General features: G+C 53.1%; 13 protein-coding genes and 1 pseudogene. 9 read left to right on the top strand and 5 right to left on the bottom strand.

The genetic code is table 11. From position 1 onward, the window contains the following. Positions 1–24: 24 nt before the first annotated feature. The 3 genes from SH527x_RS03965 to SH527x_RS03955 form a co-directional block, all read right to left on the bottom strand. The gene (locus SH527x_RS03965) at positions 25–1,083 is read right to left on the bottom strand and encodes an HlyD family secretion protein (protein WP_437193350.1); all 1,059 of its coding nucleotides are present in this window, start codon (positions 1,081–1,083) and stop codon (positions 25–27) included. A gap of 571 nt (positions 1,084–1,654) precedes the next feature. Beyond that, complete coding sequence (gene mbhE, locus SH527x_RS03960) at positions 1,655–2,095, bottom strand: hydrogen gas-evolving membrane-bound hydrogenase subunit E (protein WP_437193349.1); 441 nt, start codon at positions 2,093–2,095, stop codon at positions 1,655–1,657. A 110-nt stretch (positions 2,096–2,205) separates the two neighbouring features. Then, positions 2,206–2,523 carry a hypothetical protein gene (locus SH527x_RS03955; RefSeq protein WP_437193348.1) on the bottom strand — a complete coding sequence of 106 codons (318 nt, stop codon included), beginning with the start codon at positions 2,521–2,523 and terminating at the stop codon, positions 2,206–2,208. A gap of 471 nt (positions 2,524–2,994) precedes the next feature. On the opposite strand from SH527x_RS03955, the gene SH527x_RS03950 reads away from it, so the two are divergent. From SH527x_RS03950 to SH527x_RS03910, 9 genes and pseudogenes are all read left to right on the top strand, one after another. After that, positions 2,995–5,196, top strand: coding sequence for a peptidase domain-containing ABC transporter (locus tag SH527x_RS03950; RefSeq protein WP_437193347.1), 2,202 nt, complete (start codon positions 2,995–2,997; stop codon positions 5,194–5,196). After that, complete coding sequence (locus SH527x_RS03945) at positions 5,180–6,661, top strand: HlyD family secretion protein (protein WP_437193346.1); 1,482 nt, start codon at positions 5,180–5,182, stop codon at positions 6,659–6,661. Before SH527x_RS03950 ends, SH527x_RS03945 begins: the two co-directional genes overlap by 17 nt. Positions 6,662–7,231: 570 nt before the next feature. Further along, positions 7,232–8,290, top strand: a complete 1,059-nt coding sequence (locus SH527x_RS03940; RefSeq protein ID WP_437193345.1) for a DUF1553 domain-containing protein — start codon at positions 7,232–7,234, stop codon at positions 8,288–8,290. A gap of 82 nt (positions 8,291–8,372) precedes the next feature. Beyond that, complete coding sequence (locus SH527x_RS03935; protein ID WP_437194577.1) at positions 8,373–9,779, top strand: DUF1501 domain-containing protein; 1,407 nt, start codon at positions 8,373–8,375, stop codon at positions 9,777–9,779. 313 nt (positions 9,780–10,092) lie between these two features. Further along, entirely contained in the window at positions 10,093–11,277 is a 1,185-nt protein-coding gene (locus SH527x_RS03930; RefSeq protein ID WP_437193344.1) for a DUF1549 domain-containing protein, read from the top strand. Positions 11,278–11,363: 86 nt separating this feature from the next. Beyond that, positions 11,364–12,068, top strand: coding sequence for a DUF1553 domain-containing protein (locus SH527x_RS03925; protein ID WP_437194576.1), 705 nt, complete (start codon positions 11,364–11,366; stop codon positions 12,066–12,068). Beyond that, a pseudogene (locus tag SH527x_RS03920) lies at positions 12,031–12,567 on the top strand (DUF1501 domain-containing protein); the annotation flags it as partial. The gene SH527x_RS03925 and the pseudogene SH527x_RS03920, both read left to right, overlap by 38 nt. A gap of 80 nt (positions 12,568–12,647) precedes the next feature. Beyond that, positions 12,648–14,189, top strand: coding sequence for a neutral/alkaline non-lysosomal ceramidase N-terminal domain-containing protein (locus SH527x_RS03915; protein ID WP_437193343.1), 1,542 nt, complete (start codon positions 12,648–12,650; stop codon positions 14,187–14,189). Between the two features lie 333 nt (positions 14,190–14,522). Further along, a complete protein-coding gene (locus SH527x_RS03910) occupies positions 14,523–15,224 on the top strand; it encodes a 3-keto-disaccharide hydrolase (protein WP_437193342.1) in 702 nt (233 codons plus the stop codon). A gap of 656 nt (positions 15,225–15,880) precedes the next feature. Here the strand turns inward: SH527x_RS03910 and SH527x_RS03905 are convergent. After that, positions 15,881–17,092, bottom strand: coding sequence for a M20 metallopeptidase family protein (locus SH527x_RS03905; RefSeq protein WP_437193341.1), 1,212 nt, complete (start codon positions 17,090–17,092; stop codon positions 15,881–15,883). A 154-nt stretch (positions 17,093–17,246) separates the two neighbouring features. Further along, positions 17,247–17,462 (bottom strand): RtcB family protein, encoded by a 216-nt coding sequence (locus SH527x_RS03900; RefSeq protein ID WP_437194575.1) that lies wholly within the window; start codon positions 17,460–17,462, stop codon positions 17,247–17,249. Positions 17,463–17,502: the final 40 nt, after the last annotated feature.

The raw sequence follows: 17,502 nt of genomic DNA, 5'->3' as shown, positions 1-17,502 counted from the left end.
TCAACTGTCGTGACTCCTGGACATTCACTGAGGCAATTTAATCTGGAGTGATTCTGGCCAGTTCTGTCGTTCGTCCAGTCGCACATAGGCCATTCCCGGCAAGCCGGTTTTCACACTGCGGATATACTTCTGAAGAAGCTCCGGCGAGATTTGTGCCTTGATACGAAACATCAGTTTCTCACGTTCTTCTGTCGTTTCCACCGTTTTTGGCGTGAACTGAGCGACATCTGCCACGAATGTCACTTTTGCGGGAATAACATATTGTGGAGCCGCGTCCATAATGAGATGCACGTCCGCTCCCATATTCACCCTCCCTGCTTCAGCCGTTGGAAGAAAGAACGTCATGTAGACATCCCCCACGTCCACCAGATTCAGAACACGGCCTCCGGCATTAAGCACTTCACCCGGTTGGGCTACGCGATACTGAACTCGTCCATCTCTGGGTGACTTCAGTGCGCAGTCATCAAGATCGACTTTGAGACGTTCGATTTTTGCCTGAGCCGCTACCACAGCCGCTTCCGCAGCAATCACTTCAGACTGAGCAGAAGAAATCGCAGCTGTTGCAGCCGCAACCTCGGCTTTGGCCCTACTGACACTTGCTTTGGCTCCCGCCAGTGCAGCTCGTTGTGTGTCGAACTCTTCGGCAGACGTTGCCTTGCTGGCCAGCAGTTTCTCGGCTCGATCAAATCGCTTCTCCGCCAGATCCCGCTTGGCTAGTTGTTCCTCGACAACCGCTTCTGCAGCCGTTTTCGAACTTTCCCGTTGAGCCACGTTACTGCGGGCGCTTTCAACCATTGTTTGAGCCCGACGAAGTTCGGCTTCCGCTTCCCGAATCTCTGCCTGCAGCACATTGGTGTCCATGATCGCCAGCGTTTGCCCGGCAGTCACGAAGTCACCTTCATTCACAAGAACTTCCGCCAGACGTCCAGCGGTTTTTGACGCGATATCAATTTCGATCGCTTCAATCCGTCCGTTGGCGGCCGCGATTCCTGCTGGTAGTTTGGACGATGATAACGACGTCCAGGCGAGGTAAAGCAATAAACACAAACCAACGAGCCCTGGGGCGATCCATTTCCTGTTCATCGTGCTTTGATCCCTTCGCCTTGTCGTTGTGCCATCCTTCGCTCCCACCTCGTGATCGATCTTCAGGAAGGCCAATACTACGTGAAGAAGACCTGACAGTGTGAACAAATATTCGCAGTTTACAGTGAATGTTACCAGCCAGATGAAACTGTGATAATTCCCTGCGTTCTTCGCCTACCGACTGCACTCTCCCGGCAGGTGTTTGATCGCTCCACAGAACCGCTCAATGATTCTCCAGCACAAAAACGCTCGTGATCTTATTCATCATGCACGGAACATCTGATTGATTCGCCTCACTGCAGAACGCGGTTCCTTATTGAATTCACCTGAAATCATGAATTCCATGACTGGACCGGTAACAAAGATCAGGCTCACTATTCATGTCACTTCAGCATTTCTTTGTTCCAACACGTGGCATATTGAGCAGATTGCAGTGTGAGAGACCTTCTCAATTCAAGATTGAAAAGTAGAGCCGGAGTCCAGCTGACTTGCAGGATTGAATGAAGCTGAACGCGGTCCAGTTCGGATGCAATCACTGAAACAGGACTAAGGGGGAAGGGGGCCTCCGCGTTTAACCAATCGTTGCTCCTGTGGAACCGGTCTCTTCGAGTTCAGATCGTCGACGGAGTTTAAGCAAGGCATAAACTCCAACCACGGCGACGGTCAGTACAGTGATTTCGCCCATCGTGTCGAGCCCGCGGAAGTCCACCAGAATCACGTTAACAATATTCTGTCCATGCCCCCCTGACTTACTGTTGATCACGAAGAAATCCGACAGAGCTTTTTGGCTGTCAGGAGTACTCAGCAGCACGAAGAATGCCATCACACCGCCAACACCCACCGAAATGATCATGTCTCTCACCCGAGACACAGATCCGGAAACGATGGTGCTTTCAGGCAGGTGAAAAAAGACAAGCACGAACAGGATCACCGTGAGCGTCTCGACGAGAAACTGAGTCATCGCGAGATCGGGAGCCCCGTACATGATGAAGACGAGTGCAACGCCAACCACAACTCTTCCCATCTCAGCCAAATGGAAAGCGGCTAGCAAGTTCTGCTGGAACCGTGTTGAGTACCGAATTGAGGGACAATTAAGTCATTGTGGTTTTAAGGACTTCTGGACTACGGAGCTGGAGGCACGGTTTCGGCCTTGGTTGGCTCGCTTGCTGTCGCAGGAGGTTCCGGTAGAGCGAACACCGTATTCGCGGATGGCATTGGCCTCCACCGCTGAACGTTTCCACCCAAGGGGGAACTGGCAGGCCGCCATTGATTGGGGGACCTGTACCAGTTGGTTTGATCAATCCCGGTCAAGCTCAGGTTTGGATTGTAGAGAAATCCCCAACAACGGTCGTCTGTCATCTCCCGGCAGACACTTGTGGAAGGGTCCGGAATTGTGGCACACCCGATAGCGCCCAAGCCAATGACGAGTTGACCTAACATTGCTCCAGAACTTTTGTTGGGTTTTAGAGAAATGTCGCTTTTGAGTTTACTCATCATTGGTCCCCCAACGGATCAATCATCAATCGTGCAATAAGTTTTGGTTCCAAAACTCGTACGATCGACCAAAGAATCTGTGCACTACTTGCTGGAACAGGCGGAATCTGCCGAGTTGATCCAATCCAAAGTGTTGATTCACGTATCCCTCTTCAATCGACATGTACGACAGGCGAATTGAATCAGATTGTTCATCCATTGCATGCTTAAACCAGTTGACGGGTTACCATCGACTTGTGAAAATTCCTCCCGAAACATTACGGATTTATTACACCGAAAATGCGCGATACCGGCCAAATCGAAGTGATTCGAAGCGGCAAAAGATACGGATAAAGTGTTCCCGATGCGAGCTTTTGAGCCACCTAAACTGACTGGTGATTCGCCAATCAGGTAACAGTCACCAGAGACGGATTCGCAATGACAGCTCATTCTCATCAGTCTTCAGAGGAGCAAGCTACCGCGGCGGCAGCCGTCATTTTTGAAGTTTTTGCGATTGAATCTGGTCGTCCTGCTGATCGTGGAAGATTCCGACGAGCACTCGACGAAGCGGTTGAAGCTTGGCCCGGTGCCCCTGACACTCAATGGTGGAAGTGGCTCATCGAGGCGAGCATTACGCTGGAATTGAAAAGTAAAGTCATCGACTGCACATTTCACCAGCTGCTTTCCGTTTTGCGGGATGGCGGACGTGCGATACTGCACTGCAATGAGCACGAAGGGTGGTGTGCAGTCACTCTCGGCAAACGCGGCCGATTTCGGTTGCTGGCTCCACTGGAAGATCCTTCCAGTATGCAGCTGAAAGAGTCAGAACTGCATCGTTATCTAAAAAAATACGAGTCGGATCAGGTCCTTCGCGTCGTCTTAATTGAACCTGAACGAGACCTCTTTGTTGTTGATGAGTCGCATGCAGGAAGCCAGTCTCCCTTTTCCCGCCTGCTTGGATTGTTGCACGCAGAAAAAGGGGACATTTGGGTTGTCTTCGTGTTCGCCATGGTTACCGGTCTTTTGGCCATGGCCACGCCTCTCGCCGTAGAATCACTGGTCAACACGGTTGCCTTCGGCCGCTTCATGCAGCCGGTGATCGTCCTGTCGCTGATCTTGTTTGCTTTTCTCGCGTTCATGGCGGCGCTCCGGGCTTTGCAAACATTTGTTGTCGAGATCATTCAACGGCGAATCTTCGCTCGCGTCGCGGCAGACTTGGCTTATCGACTGCCACACGTCCGGATTGATGCTTACGACGGTCACCATGGTCGAGAGTTGGTGAATCGCTTTTTTGATGTGGTGACAGTGCAGAAAGTCACTGCGCAAATGCTGCTTGATGCCCTGTCACTGGTGCTGATCACCCTGATCGGGATGGGCGTGCTTGCTTTCTATCACCCTTGGCTGTTGGGGTTTGATGTTGTCCTGCTGTGCCTGATCGCATTCGCAATTTTTGTGCTGGGACGCGGCGCTGTATCGACAAGCATCAAAGAGTCAAAGATGAAGTATCGGGTGGCAGCCTTCCTGGGGGATCTGGCTGAATGCCCATTGGCATTTAAGTGTTCAGGTGCGACGGAATTCGCTCAAGAACGAACGGACCGGCTAACGTTTGAATATCTGGAAGCGCGACGAAAGCACTTTCAGATTCTGATGCGGCAGATCATCTTTTCTCTGTTTCTCCAGGCCGTGGCAAGCACTGTTCTGCTTGGAATGGGGGGATGGCTGGTCATCTCCGGACAATTGACGTTGGGACAACTCGTTGCTGCAGAGTTGATTGTCAGTATGGTAGTGGCGTCATTTGCCAAGATGGGAAAGCATCTGGAAGGCTTCTACGATTTGCTCGCCTCGGTTGATAAGCTGGGGATTCTCTTTGATTTACCAACCGAGAAAAGCGACGGATTAGGGGCCATTCAACAGGATGCTCCCGCGCGAGTCTCCATTCATCAGGTCAGTTTTGGACCGCTCAAACCGCTTTCTTTGGAAATTGAACCAGGGGAAAGAGTTGCAATTTGCGGAGCCACCGGGCATGGGAAAAGCCGACTGCTTGACCTCCTGTTTGGCTTACGAAATCCCTCCTCTGGTTATGTTTCCATCAATGATATCGACGTGAGAAATCTTCGTCCGGATCTCTTGCGACGAGTCGCCGCGATGGCGAGTGATATTGAGATCTTTGAAGGAACGGTTGCCGAGAATATTCATTTAGAACGTCCAGAAGTCACGACGAGTGATATCAGAGACGCATTGGAGAAAGTCGGGCTCCTGGATGTGATTTTGGCATTCTCCGAGGGGTTGGAGACGAAACTGTCGTCGGGGGGCTATCCACTGACTCCCCCGCAGGCAAGCAAACTGATGCTTGCACGAGCAATTGCTATCGATCCCAAACTGCTGCTGATTGACGGGACCCTTGATGCATTCCCTGATGCTGAAGGCGAAAAGCTGATGGGAATGCTGTGTGACGAGTCGCAACCTTGGACACTGATCTGTGTTACCGGTCGAAAATCACTGCAGAGGATTGCAGATCGGGTCATTAATCTGGGAGGAGGCGAAGTGATTGTGACGCCACCTGCCGCGAAATTAACTCCGCCTCCACAATCGGCTCTCATCAAACAATCTGAAGGGGCCAACTATGGCGATGATTCATAGTTCAAAAGCACCGGTTGTCGTCGGTCGAGAGATACGCCGGCGCTCGATGCTGTCTCCTACGGCTTTTAATGAAACTGCAATGCCGTCGCTGAGGCTCGCCCGTTCTTCGCGAGCGGCCAGATTGATCGCTCAGGTTCTGTTTATCGGCTTTCTTGTGACGATTGTGTTTGTGGCCGTTGCACCATGGCAGCAGTCGGTAACAGGGAGCGGAAATGTAATCGCGTTTGCACCGTTCGAACGACAACAGGTTCTGCAAGCTCCAATCAAAGGGAGAATTTCCCGTTGGGGCGATAACATCTTCGAAAATGCAAAAGTCACCAAAGGACAGCTCATCGCTGAAATCCAGGATTTGGACACCGAGTATGTTGAACGATTAAAAGATCAGTTGCGGTTCACCGAACAGAGCGTAACTGCTTCAAAACAACAGCTCGCGGCGTATCAAAACGCACTTGAAGCGGCTCGGACTGTCGTTTCAACATATGAGTCGCAAATCGAAGCATATACGGCGGTGCAGAGAGAGACAGTAGCTGCCGCAGACGACTATGTCGAAATGGCTCATCGCAAGGTCGATGCTGAACAACAGCAGTTGGAAGAATATCACGCAGCAATTTCCCAGTTGAAAATGGATTACGAGCGACACAAGACGCTCTTCCGGGAAGGGAATATTGCAGAACTGAAGTATCAGGAAGTTGAGCGAAAACTTCGAGAAGCAGAAGCGAAGGTCGCTCGTGGAAAAGCGTATGTTGAGGCGGCGAAAGAAGAACTCTCTGCCAAGAAACGTGAACGCGAAGTGAAACGACAGAAGGCCTTGGTCGACATTCAGGAGTCGTACGCAAAACTTCGCAAAGCCAACAGCGACGTGAACAAAGCGGAATCTGAAGTTGCGAAAACAATGTCTGAGTATCAGAAGGCCGAAAAAGAGCTGTTGGAGATGCAAATTAAAATTGCACGGCAGCAAACGCAGGTCATTACCGCTCCATTTCACGGAACTATTGTGAGCATCACTCCCAATCAGGGGACTCAGGTGATCAAAGAGGGAGATCCGATCTGCACCATCGTGCCAGAGACGAAAGACCGGGCAGTTCAGATCTGGCTGTACGGAAACGATGCTCCTCTCGTGCAATCCGGCAGGCATGTTCGCCTTCAATTCGAAGGATGGCCTGCCGTTCAATTCTCTGGCTGGCCATCAGTTGCGGTCGGAACTTTTGGAGGAACGGTTGTTTCCGTTGATGCGATTGACGACGGCAAAGGAAAGTTCCGAGCCCTAATCCGCCCTGACACTGAGGATCAGGAGTGGCCCAATGAACGTTTCCTTCGTCAGGGAGTTCGTGCCAATGCATGGGTATTGCTGGACACCGTCCCGCTTTGGTTTGAAGTCTGGCGAAATCTCAATGCCTTTCCGCCTGTTGTCGATGTCAACGACGCTGATCAACACAAGCCGAAACCTCCCAAGCTGCCTAAGTAACCACCGGCCAACCAAGAGAGGGGACAGGGACTAAAGCTTGTCCCCTCTCTTATTTTTTGCAACTGAGGCCGACGCGCTGAATGGGACAGGGGGGCGTCGGTTCTTCGTCCGTAACCTTTGCTTTTGAGTGTGTCCGCTGTCATCTCGGATCGATACGTTCCATTCAGGCCGCCATCCGTGCGATGTACGGCTGGCTTGATCACACTCGTCACCTGCCAGTTCTCCCGGCAGAACTCATGCACCCATTCGGCGTCATAGCCGGCATCGGCAAAGAGCGTCTTCGGCTGTGAACTGGTGGCCGCTTTGGCCAGGACTTCGTGGCTTCGGCCTTGTCATTGCCTGGCCCCCAACTGACTGCCAGTCCACTGGGAATGAACACATCCTAGGGTGACGTTATTCGAACTGAGTCAACAGCGAAGATCAATGGAAGTTGATGCACTCCGGTGAACAGCCGAGACACTCGCCGCGCTGATTCAGGAGCAGACGCAGCTTCTTCAGAAGTATGAAACGCCGCAGCGTCAGCAAGAGCGGGACGCTCATCAAAACATAATTGCCAATGTTGACCGTCAGTTGAAAAAGCTTTCAAACAGCAGCAAAGTGTACGCAGCCGCGACTGCGTTTCCCCCACAAGGTTCCTTTAAGCCCACAAACGGAACGCCGCGCGAAATCCGTGTCCTCCATCGCGGTAACATTCAGGAGCCGCGCGAAGTGGTTACGGCCGGAGCACTTCCGCTGATCCCCGGCGTTGCTGCTCAGTTTGACCTTCCCCCGGACCATCATGAAGGGGACCGGCGCGCAGCACTGGCCCGGTGGATCACTCGAAAGGACAACCCGCTCACTTGGCGATCCATTGTGAATCGCATCTGGCAATTTCATTTTGGTGACGGAATCGCCGCATCGCCGAACGACTTTGGAAGGATGGGAGAAGAGCCGACACATCCCGAACTGATGGATTGGCTGGCGATCGAGTTTCGTGATGGGGGGCAGTCGATCAAACAGCTGCATCGCCTCATCGTAAACAGTTCAACCTATCGACAGTCCTCTGATAACAATGTCGCCAACCTGGAAGTGGATGGGTCAAACCGTTACCTCTGGCGAATGAACCGGCGCCGACTGGAAGCGGAGGAGATTCGAGACGCCGTCCTTTCGGTCAGTGGACGATTGAATCTGACAATGGGAGGGCCGGGGTACTTCCTGTTTCAACTGGAAAAGGAGGTTCATTCACCTCACTATGTTTATGAAAAGTTTGACCCATCCGATCCCACAACGCACAGGCGAAGTGTCTATCGTTTTATCGTTCGGTCTCAGCCGGACCCATTCATGACCACTCTTGACTGTGCGGACAGCTCACAGAGCACGCCTCGACGAAATGAAACGGTGACAGCCCTTCAGGCCTTGTCGCTGCTGAATAACCAGTTCAATCTCAGGATGTCCGAGTTCTTCGCGGAACGTCTGCGAAGCAGGTCAAAGGAAACCGGTGAGCAACTTCAACTCGGCTTTGAACTCATCACCGGCCGGCAGGCAAAGCCCGATGAAATCCATGAGCTACAGGTGTTCTGCCAGAAGCATGGACTGGAAAACACTTGCAGGCTGTTGTTCAACCTGAATGAATTCGTTTACGTTGATTGAGTGCGGAGGCCCTCTCGTGAATTTCAATAACCAACTCTCTCGACGTCAGTTTCTCTATCGAAACGCAAACGGATTCGGTGGCATGGCGCTCGCAGCGATGCTTGCCGGCGAAAGTTCAACGGCACACTCCGCGACAGGGGGAGTTCTTGCCAGTCCCCATCATCCCCCCCGCGCAAAGTCAGTGATCCAATTGTTCATGGCCGGAGCTGCCAGCCATATCGATCTGTGGGATCATAAGCCTACGCTCGACAAGCATCATGGAGAGCCATCGGATTTTGGGGAGCATGTGGAAGCATTCCAGAATGGGCTGGGCCCCTGGATGAAATCCCCATTCCGGTTTCAGCACTATGGCGAATGTGGCAAGATGCTCAGCGATGTCGTTGCGCCGCTCGGTGCATGCGTCGATGATATCGCATTCGTGCATAACGTCGTCGGCACCACCGGAGTTCACAGCACAGCAACCTATCTGCAGGCCACCGGCTTCCAGCTACCGGGGTTCCCAGGAATGGGGGCCTGGGTGGCGTACGGTCTGGGCTCGTTGAATGACAATCTGCCGACCTTTGTCGTCTTACCCGACCATCGCGGGTTCGCAAGCAATGGTCCAAAGAACTGGGGATCCGGTTTTCTTCCCGCAAGCACGCAGGGGACCATCGTCTTTCCTCAACGCGAAAACCCGATTGATGACCTGATGCCAAAGTCGGAGTTTGTGACTGCCGAATCTGATCAAGCGACCTATTCGCTCCTGCAGCGTCTGAATCGCAAGCACGAGGCCGAGCGTGCCGGAGACTCTCGTCTTGAAGCAAGGATTCGTTCTTATGAGCTGGCCGCCAGGATGCAGTTAAGTGCTCCAGAGGCTCTGGACATTTCCAAAGAACCCAAACATATCCTGAAGATGTATGGGCTGGATCGGCCGGGGGGAACGTATCCCGCAGAGATCAATCCTGCCGAGGAGATCGAATACTTCGGACGAAAATGTCTTGTTGCCCGGCGACTGATCGAACGAGGTGTGCGATTCGTTCAAATCTGGTCAGGAAATGACAATGGCTTCCCACGGAGAAACTGGGACAGCCACGAAGACCTGAAGCGAGATCACGGACCGCTGTCGCTTGGGATGGCAACCGGAACTGCCGCCCTGATTCAGGATCTGAAACAACGCGGCTTACTCGATGATACGATTATTCTTTGGACCACTGAATTCGGTCGAATGCCATCGTCTCAAGGTGGAGTCGGCCGCGATCACAACCCGTATGTCTTCACCAACTGGTTATGCGGTGGAGGAATTCGCGGAGGACAGAGTTACGGGCCGAGTGATGAATGGGGATACAAGCCCCTCGACCGCAGCAATCCAACCCAAGTCTACGACATTCATGCGACGATTCTGCATCAATTAGGCATCGACCACGAACGTCTGACTTACCGTTCCAACGGAATCGATCGCCGTCTGACTGACGTGCACGGCCATGTCATCAAGCCACTGATCAATGGCTGATGCGAACGCTCAAGCGGATTCAGACAAGCTTCGTTGAACGGCCACTCAGTCAGTGGACCGGTCGCGACAGAAAGAACATCCAAAGGTGAACTCGTCAGCGGCCTGCCCAACACTTCGAGAAGTTCAAACCTGCCATTGTCGCGCTCTAGAGATTCAATGCGAGATTGAAAAAATCATCGAGAACGGCGATGGTATGAGCAACGGTTGATGGGTCCGGTTTCGTCCATCGCGATCGAAAGCAGAGACAGCTTTTGCACCGATCACGAAGCTCACGATCGAAACGCAGGCTCGGTGACTTGAGGAGGTGAAGTCGATGGGGTTCAGAACCGCAGCCTGCCTGTTGGGTGTGTTCGCGTGTGTGCGGTTCGTCTCTGCTGGCGATCTTCCACCCGCCGTTGATCGCGTTGTTGACTACGAGAAGGACATCGCCCCCATCCTCGCTGCCAAGTGCCTCGACTGTCACGGTGAAGAGACGCAGGAAAGCCGCTTCCGGCTTGATCGAAAGTCTGCACTCCTTCGTGGCGGGGATTCCGGAGAACCGGCCATCGTGCTTGGCAAAAGCGAGCAGAGTCACCTGATTCGACTCGTTGCCGGTCTCGAGCCCGGGCAAGTCATGCCGCCGTCGGGAAGCGAGTCGCTGACGAAAAGCGAAATCGCAATCCTGCGGGCTTGGATTGATCAAGGTGTCACCTGGCCGGGCCCGGCAGGTGAATTGGGGAATTCGACGGAAAAGTCAGATCACTGGTCCCTCCAGCCGTTGGCAACGGTCGCTCCTCCGGCAATGAGTGACGCCTGGGGACAGACACCAGTCGATGCTTTCATCCTGAAAGTTCTACAGGAACGTCGCCTCACTCCGAACGCCCCGGCCGATCGCAGAACATTCATCCGCCGACTCTTCCTCGATACGCTGGGACTTCCGCCTTCTCCGGAGGACGTTCAGCGGTATGTCGATGATGCTTCCACCGACGCGACGTCTGAGCTCATCGAACGGGTTCTTGCCAGCCCTCACTATGGAGAACGTCAAGCTCGCTATTGGCTCGATCTGGTTCGCTTCGCAGAAACAAACGGCTTCGAAACCAACAGCGAACGTCCCAATGCGTGGGGATACCGGGATTTCGTCATTCAATCTTTTAATGACGATCTGCCGTATCACGAATTTATCAAAGCCCAGATTTCCGGTGATTCCATTGGACAACCAGTGGGATTGGGCTTCCTTGTCGCTGGCCCTTGGGATCAAGTCAAAAGCCCAGACATCAATCTGACAATGATGCAGCGTCAGAACGAACTTGATGACATGATCAACACGACCGGGACTGTCTTTCTGGGGCTGACACTCGGATGTGCCCGGTGTCATAATCACAAGTTCGATCCGATTTCTCAGACCGACTATTATGCCCTGCAGGCGATTTTTGCAGGGGTTCAGCACGGGGACATGACGCTCCCATTGTCGCCGAAACAGGAAGAAGAACAGATATCCCAGCTGTTTTTGGAACATTGAAACTGGACCAGAATGCGCCAGAGAAAGAACGTCGCGAAGCGCTGGCAAACTGGATCGCCTCGCCAGAGAATCCATTAACCGCACGTGTGATCGTGAATCGAATCTGGCAGCAACATTTCGGACAAGGCCTCGTTCCAACAGCGAGCGATTTTGGTATCAGTGGAGGCACTCCATCTCACCCGGAACTGCTCGACTGGCTGGCTAATGAGCTGATTGCCAAGAACTGGTCACTGAAATCCATTCACCGAGTCATCCTGAATTCCGCCACCTATCAACAGTCCAGCCGACCAAATCCACAGGCTCTCGAAGTTGATTCGACGAATCGATTCCTATGGCGATATCCAGTTCGACGCCTTGAGGCTGAGGCGATCCGCGACACGATTCTTGCGGTCTCAGGGGCTCTGAATCTCGAAGCAGGCGGGCCAGGATTCAGCGTCTTCGACATTCAAGTCGAGACTGTTCGACACTATTTCCCCAAGACTTCGTTTGGACCAGCCGAGTGGCGGCGCATGATCTACATGACCAAAGTCCGTATGGAACAGGACGCGGTCTTCGGTGCATTCGACTGCCCCGATGCAGCAACTTCGGTCCCTCAACGGACAGTCTCCACCACGCCGCTTCAAGCACTCAATCTCTTCAATAGCTACTTCCTCATGCAACAGGCCGACATTCTCGCAGAGTCGCTGAAACAGAAGTCTCCAGAGGACGTTCATCAGCAGATTCGGCTTGCCTACGAGCTCTGTTACTCACGAATATGCACGAAACTGTATTCTGGCCCGACGTTTGATTGAGCAAGGTGTCCGTTTCGTGCAGCTCTTCAATGGGGCTTATCAGACTGGGGGAGAGGGAGTCAGCAACTGGGATGGCCACAAGAAAATCGTCGAACAGTACGAAGTTCATGGACAGATTTTCGATCAGCCGACCGCGGCACTGCTTCGTGACCTCAAGCAACGAGGACTCCTGGAAGAGACGCTTGTTGTCTGGTGTACCGAGTTTGGACGAATGCCGACGTTCCAGAAGGGAGCAAGTGGGCGTGACCATAATCCAGACGGCTTCACCTGCTGGCTGGCCGGTGCCGGAGTGAAGGCTCCTTACACGTTCGGTGCGACCGACGAGTTCAGCTATCGGGCAGTTGAAGGTGTTATGACAGTGCATGATTTCCACGCAACGATTCTGCACTTGTTAGGACTCAATCATGAACGACTGAGCTATTACCATAACGGAATCGAACGACGCCTGACGGATGTTCATGGACACGTGAACCACGACATTCTCGCGTCTCGTCAGTAGTGCCCGATTCGGGGATGTCGAATTAATAGTCGCTTCAAGCTGCTTTAAGTTTCCACCTAATATTCGGGGGCAATTTCAACATGAAGAAATTTTCGAAACATCGCAATACGCTTCGTTGCGTGTGGCTGCTTCTGCTGACGGTACTCCCGGGAGTGATTCTTCAAAGCGAAAGTCATGCTGAAACGAATGACAAACTGCAGGTTGGTGTTGCACAGGTGGAGATCACACCACCTGTCGGATTCCCACTTGCCGATAACTATCGCGTTCGTCCCTCCACTGGAACATTAGACCCATTATGGGCCAAGGCCGTTTACTTTCGCAGTGGAGAAACACTGGCCGCGTGGGTGACTTGTGATTTGTCCGGAGTGTCGATGGACCTGTCGAGTCTCGCGCGGGAGCGTGCGAGTCGAGCCACAGGAATTCCAATTGAAAACATTGTCATCTCCGCCACGCATTCGCATACTGCACCCGACTTCATTCGTTCGCTCTACCGGTCCTTGGGGCCGGACGGTGCGCCGAAGTCAGAGAGCGATCAACAAGGGGCAGCGTATGTCGAAAAATTGATTGGCAGCATTACGGAGGCGATTGTGCAGGCAAAGGCGGCTGCTCAACCCGTTCAGTTGCTGAGTGGATCCGCACAACAGGAAACGCAAGTCTCCTTCTGTCGCCGTACCGTGATGCAGGACGGTAGCGTTATGACATGGGTTGGGCTGAACCATCCACAAGCGGTTCGCACTGCGTCGCCCATCGATCCAGAAGTGGGGTTGATCAAATTTCAGCGTGCTGCCGACGGTGTCTGCACTGGTTTGATCACCAACTTTGGATTGCATTCAGATACCACCGGCGGAAATATGTGGAGTGGCGATTTTTCTTATGCAATTGAGCAGAGTGTGCATAAGACTCTTGGTAAGGATGTCATTTCCCTGTTTGGAAATGGCTGCTGCGGCGATGTCAACCACGTCGACCCCACCGGCAATGTGAAGCGAAAGGCGCCTGAGATCGGCCAGGAGATTGGCGAGACAATCAGCAAAGCCATCCCGAACCTGACTGCTATTCAGAACGCTCGGATGAAAGTTCGAGCCAGCACTGTTCCGTTGCGACTCGAGGAAGTGACCTCAGCCGATCTGCAACACAGCTTTGAACTTTTGAAAGCCGTAAAAGCTGGTCAAAAAATACCATTTCTTGAACATGTAGTGGCCTATAAGCGGCTGATGTTGGCCAATCTCGCGTACCGGGAATCACCTCCCGGCGTCGATGATTATATCTCACTAGGGCTTTCGCGAATTCAAAAAGCACCAGAGGGGATACTCCCGGTGAAGATCACCGTTTTTACCTTTGGTCCTGATTTGGCAATCGTCTTTCTTCCAGGAGAACCATTTACCGAGCTTGGACAGTCACTGAAGCGAGCGTCACCATATCGGACTACTTTGGTGATCGAATTGTCCGATTGCGCCGAGACAGTTTACATTCCGAATCGGCATGCTTATGCGGGAGGAGGATACGAGGTTGCTAACTCTCTCGTACAACCCGGGTCGGGGGAGCGAATTGTCGAAGTTGCGGTCGCGTTGCTGCGAGCAGCAGCAGAAGAAGAGGCCCGTAGCGCATCAGCAGTCGGAAACTGACTTGCCCCAACTTTACCACCGTTGAGGAAGTCGAATAGATTACGATACCCGTCAATCTACGTCGCGACGTCAGTGTTACCCACATTTAACATTGGCAAGGTCGCAGTAAGGAAGTCCGGTTGAGTTCGGCGCAATTACAGCCATCCAGGTGAAAGGGGCTCACCCTGACATCCAAGGACGGGTGGACCGCGACTCACTCCCGTTCACCTTGATTGTGATCGGATTGATTGACGCTGGCGAAAGCGGAGGGGGTGATCGCCTTGAGTCGCGGACCGGGAATTGGTCTTGGCCCGTTTGTAATCGCATCGGACATATTGCAGGTACATCACGATCATGTTGATTCCAAAGCTATCCCGAGTTCTGTTGGTGCTCAGCGTGCTGTTCGTCTTTCCGGCAAGCGCCCGCGCTGAGACCAGATTCGAGCGAATCTTCGATGGCGAAACCTTGACCGGCTGGAAGGCCATGGACATGTCCTACTGGTCGGTCCGCGATGGGGCGATCACCGGTCAATCAACGCCCGAGCATCTGTGCAAGTCGAACCAGTTCATCGTCTGGCAGGGGGGCGACGTCGGCGACTTCGAACTCAAACTCAAGTTCCGAGTCTCCGGCAACCGCGAGAACACAGGCGTTCAGTTTCGCAGCGTCCTTCGGCCCGACGGACAGGCCGTTGGGTATCAGGCCGACATCCTTAAGAGCGGCGGCTATCTCGGAGGTGTCTGCGACGAACTCCATGAACGAAAGGGCCCTGAACTCCTCTCGGCCAACGGCCAGAAGACGATCATCGAGGCAGCAGGCAATCGCACCGCCACTCCGCTTGGCCCGATGGCAACCATGCGACCGCCCGGCGAGTGGAACGAATACCGAATCATCGCTAAGGGCCAACACATCATCCTTGAGATCAATGGCGTCAAGAGCACTGAGTTGATCGACCAGGAGGAGGGCCACTTCGACCTCAGCGGGTTCCTCGGTCTCCAACTCCGCGCGGGCGAGCCCATGATGGTCCAATTCAAGGACATCTACCTCAAGAAGCTCTGAGCAGCCGGCGCTTCCTCTTTGATATTGATGAAAGAGCGATAGCGAAGTGCGGCGGCGTTCTCCAGTGTGGGAGTGTCCTATCCTTAGTCTCACTGGAGAACCGCATCATGCTCTTTCTTGATAACGATCAACATGCCAGTCATCCTCCGTCGGTCAGTGGAGAGCCGGAGAGAGCCGAGAATCTCATTCTGGAAGAGCTCGTACTGAACTCTCGGTGGGCTTGTGAAGGGCTTTGAACGAAAGGCCGCCTGAGGCGAGTCTTTATTCGTGAATCACGAGGTGGCAACAGCTCTCCCGCCATACTGCCTCGCAAAACTCCGACAAAGATTCGTCGGACGACGGCATTTTCGTATTGAGCTGTTCGTCATGCTGATCAGCCATCGCACTTTTCTGGGACTAATTTCCGTCCCAACTGCAGCACGGTAAAGAACTTCTCTCAGTTCACATCAATTGGACCGAAGGCCTTCTACCAGTTAAATGCGATGCAGAATGACAGGGATGACCCAGCACGGAAGGCCGCTGGGAAGGCGGCTTTCGGCGGGTCATCGAGAGCGAATAGAACAACTCTTACTTGCAATTTTGACTGACAGTCATCCCGTCGATTCGTGTCTTGTATCTATTCGGAAAAAATTGAAGGAAAATAATCGCAAACAACTTCATTTGGATGCGGGCTTCATCAGATCAAGCACCGAACTAGTCATTGTTACTATACCCGTTGTGAGGGCTTCTTCGAAATCGGGATAGTAAAGGGCTGAATGTAAGCTTGGAGGTGAAACCCCTCCCGCAGAGTATTGATCCAGACGCCGTTGACTGACTGAACCGAGGCGGTACATCACAATAGGAATTCCGGCTTCACCATAACGACTGAAATCTTCACCTCCCATGGACTGAGACGCTGCAAGGACGTTTTCATCACCAATGACTTTCCTCGAAACTGCAGCGAGTCGGGCAGTGAGATCCGCATCATTCAGAACTGCGGGTGTCTGTTCAGAAAGCCGAATTATCGGTTCGGGAGCCCCCGCACCAGTTGCGATCGATTTTGCCCTCCGATGGATGCCGTCAAGAAGGCGTTTGCGGACATCGGCGGAATAACTCCTTACGGTCAACTGCAGATGGCATTCATCGCCGATGATGTTGTATTGTGTCCCTCCATGAATCGAACCAACCGTAATCAATGCCGGTTCGAGTGGCGAAATCTCACGAGTAACAATCAACTGTAAGGACATCACCAGTTCGGCAGCTTGCGTGACCGGATCGATTGTCAGATGCGGAGAAGAGCCATGTCCGCCGCGTCCCTTCATTGTGATATCGACACTATCCAGATTCGCCATAAGAGGACCAGCCCGGTATGCAACCTTCCCGGTCGGCATATCACCAGCGACATGCAAGGCCAATGCCATATCGGGTTTAGGGAAGCGCTCGAAAAGACCGTCCTTGAGCATTGCGCTGGCTCCTTGGATCCGTTCTTCTGCTGGTTGTCCAACCACCAACAATGTTCCGTTCCACTGGTCGCGGTGAGAGGCCAGATAGCGGGCTACCCCGATGAGGTTGGTCATATGTATGTCATGCCCGCATGCATGCATGACCCCCGTCTGTAGATTCTTCTCTGTTGTTGCCCTGACCTTGGATGCGTACTCAAGGCCAGTCGCTTCGGTGACTGGAAGCGCATCCATATCACACCGCAGCATGACGCAAGGGCCGGCGCCATTCTTTAATACTCCAACGGCGCCGTGTCCGCCGATGCCTGTTGTTACTTCGTAACCGGCGTCTCGCAGTTCCTTGGCGATTCGTGCGGCCGTTTCCTTTTCCTGGAATGAGAGTTCAGGGTTTCGATGCAGATAGATGTACAGCCCCGCAAGGGAGTCCATCTCCGATTCAACCCAACTGTTCACATCAGCCTGGCTGGGGGGTGTCGCAATGAACATCCACACTAATACATTTAGCAGTAAAGCGTTTGAATATGACCAATATGATTGTTTGCGGATTAGAAAAGTCTGCATCGTGATACCTTAAACCTGACTTTTAAGGAAAGAAAAGCCCGCCGGCGATTTTCTCGTCAGAGAGCAGATTGCTGTCGGCTTCAACCGCAATCGCTGCCATCCCGCAGCCAATGTCACTCCCGACCGCAGCCGGATAGGTTAACTCTGTCGTCGCCAGTGCGATCCCGACACAGACTTGCTTCGAGAGATGGACATCCGGCATGACTGCGACATGTTGAACGTCGTCCGCTTCCCGCAGTTGCTCAAGGAATTGTCTGACATCGGTGCTTACCGGTTCT

The sequence above is a fragment of the Planctomicrobium limosum genome (genome assembly GCF_051465645.1).
In the GTDB taxonomy this organism is placed as follows: domain Bacteria; phylum Planctomycetota; class Planctomycetia; order Planctomycetales; family Planctomycetaceae; genus Planctomicrobium.
This window is presented reverse-complemented; position numbering and strand designations above follow the sequence as displayed.

Bases quoted from the DNA above. Each gene is read 5' to 3' on its own strand.
- SH527x_RS03965 (WP_437193350.1), bottom strand. From the start codon at position 1,083: ATGAACAGGAAATGGATCGCCCCAGGGCTCGTTGGTTTGTGTTTATTG.
- SH527x_RS03955 (WP_437193348.1), bottom strand. From the start codon at position 2,523: ATGTTAGGTCAACTCGTCATTGGCTTGGGCGCTATCGGGTGTGCCACA.
- SH527x_RS03950 (WP_437193347.1), top strand. From the start codon at position 2,995: ATGACAGCTCATTCTCATCAGTCTTCAGAGGAGCAAGCTACCGCGGCG.
- SH527x_RS03945 (WP_437193346.1), top strand. From the start codon at position 5,180: ATGGCGATGATTCATAGTTCAAAAGCACCGGTTGTCGTCGGTCGAGAG.
- SH527x_RS03935 (WP_437194577.1), top strand. From the start codon at position 8,373: ATGGCGCTCGCAGCGATGCTTGCCGGCGAAAGTTCAACGGCACACTCC.
- SH527x_RS03930 (WP_437193344.1), top strand. From the start codon at position 10,093: ATGGGGTTCAGAACCGCAGCCTGCCTGTTGGGTGTGTTCGCGTGTGTG.
- SH527x_RS03915 (WP_437193343.1), top strand. From the start codon at position 12,648: ATGAAGAAATTTTCGAAACATCGCAATACGCTTCGTTGCGTGTGGCTG.
- SH527x_RS03910 (WP_437193342.1), top strand. From the start codon at position 14,523: ATGTTGATTCCAAAGCTATCCCGAGTTCTGTTGGTGCTCAGCGTGCTG.
- SH527x_RS03905 (WP_437193341.1), bottom strand. From the start codon at position 17,092: ATGGACTCCCTTGCGGGGCTGTACATCTATCTGCATCGAAACCCTGAA.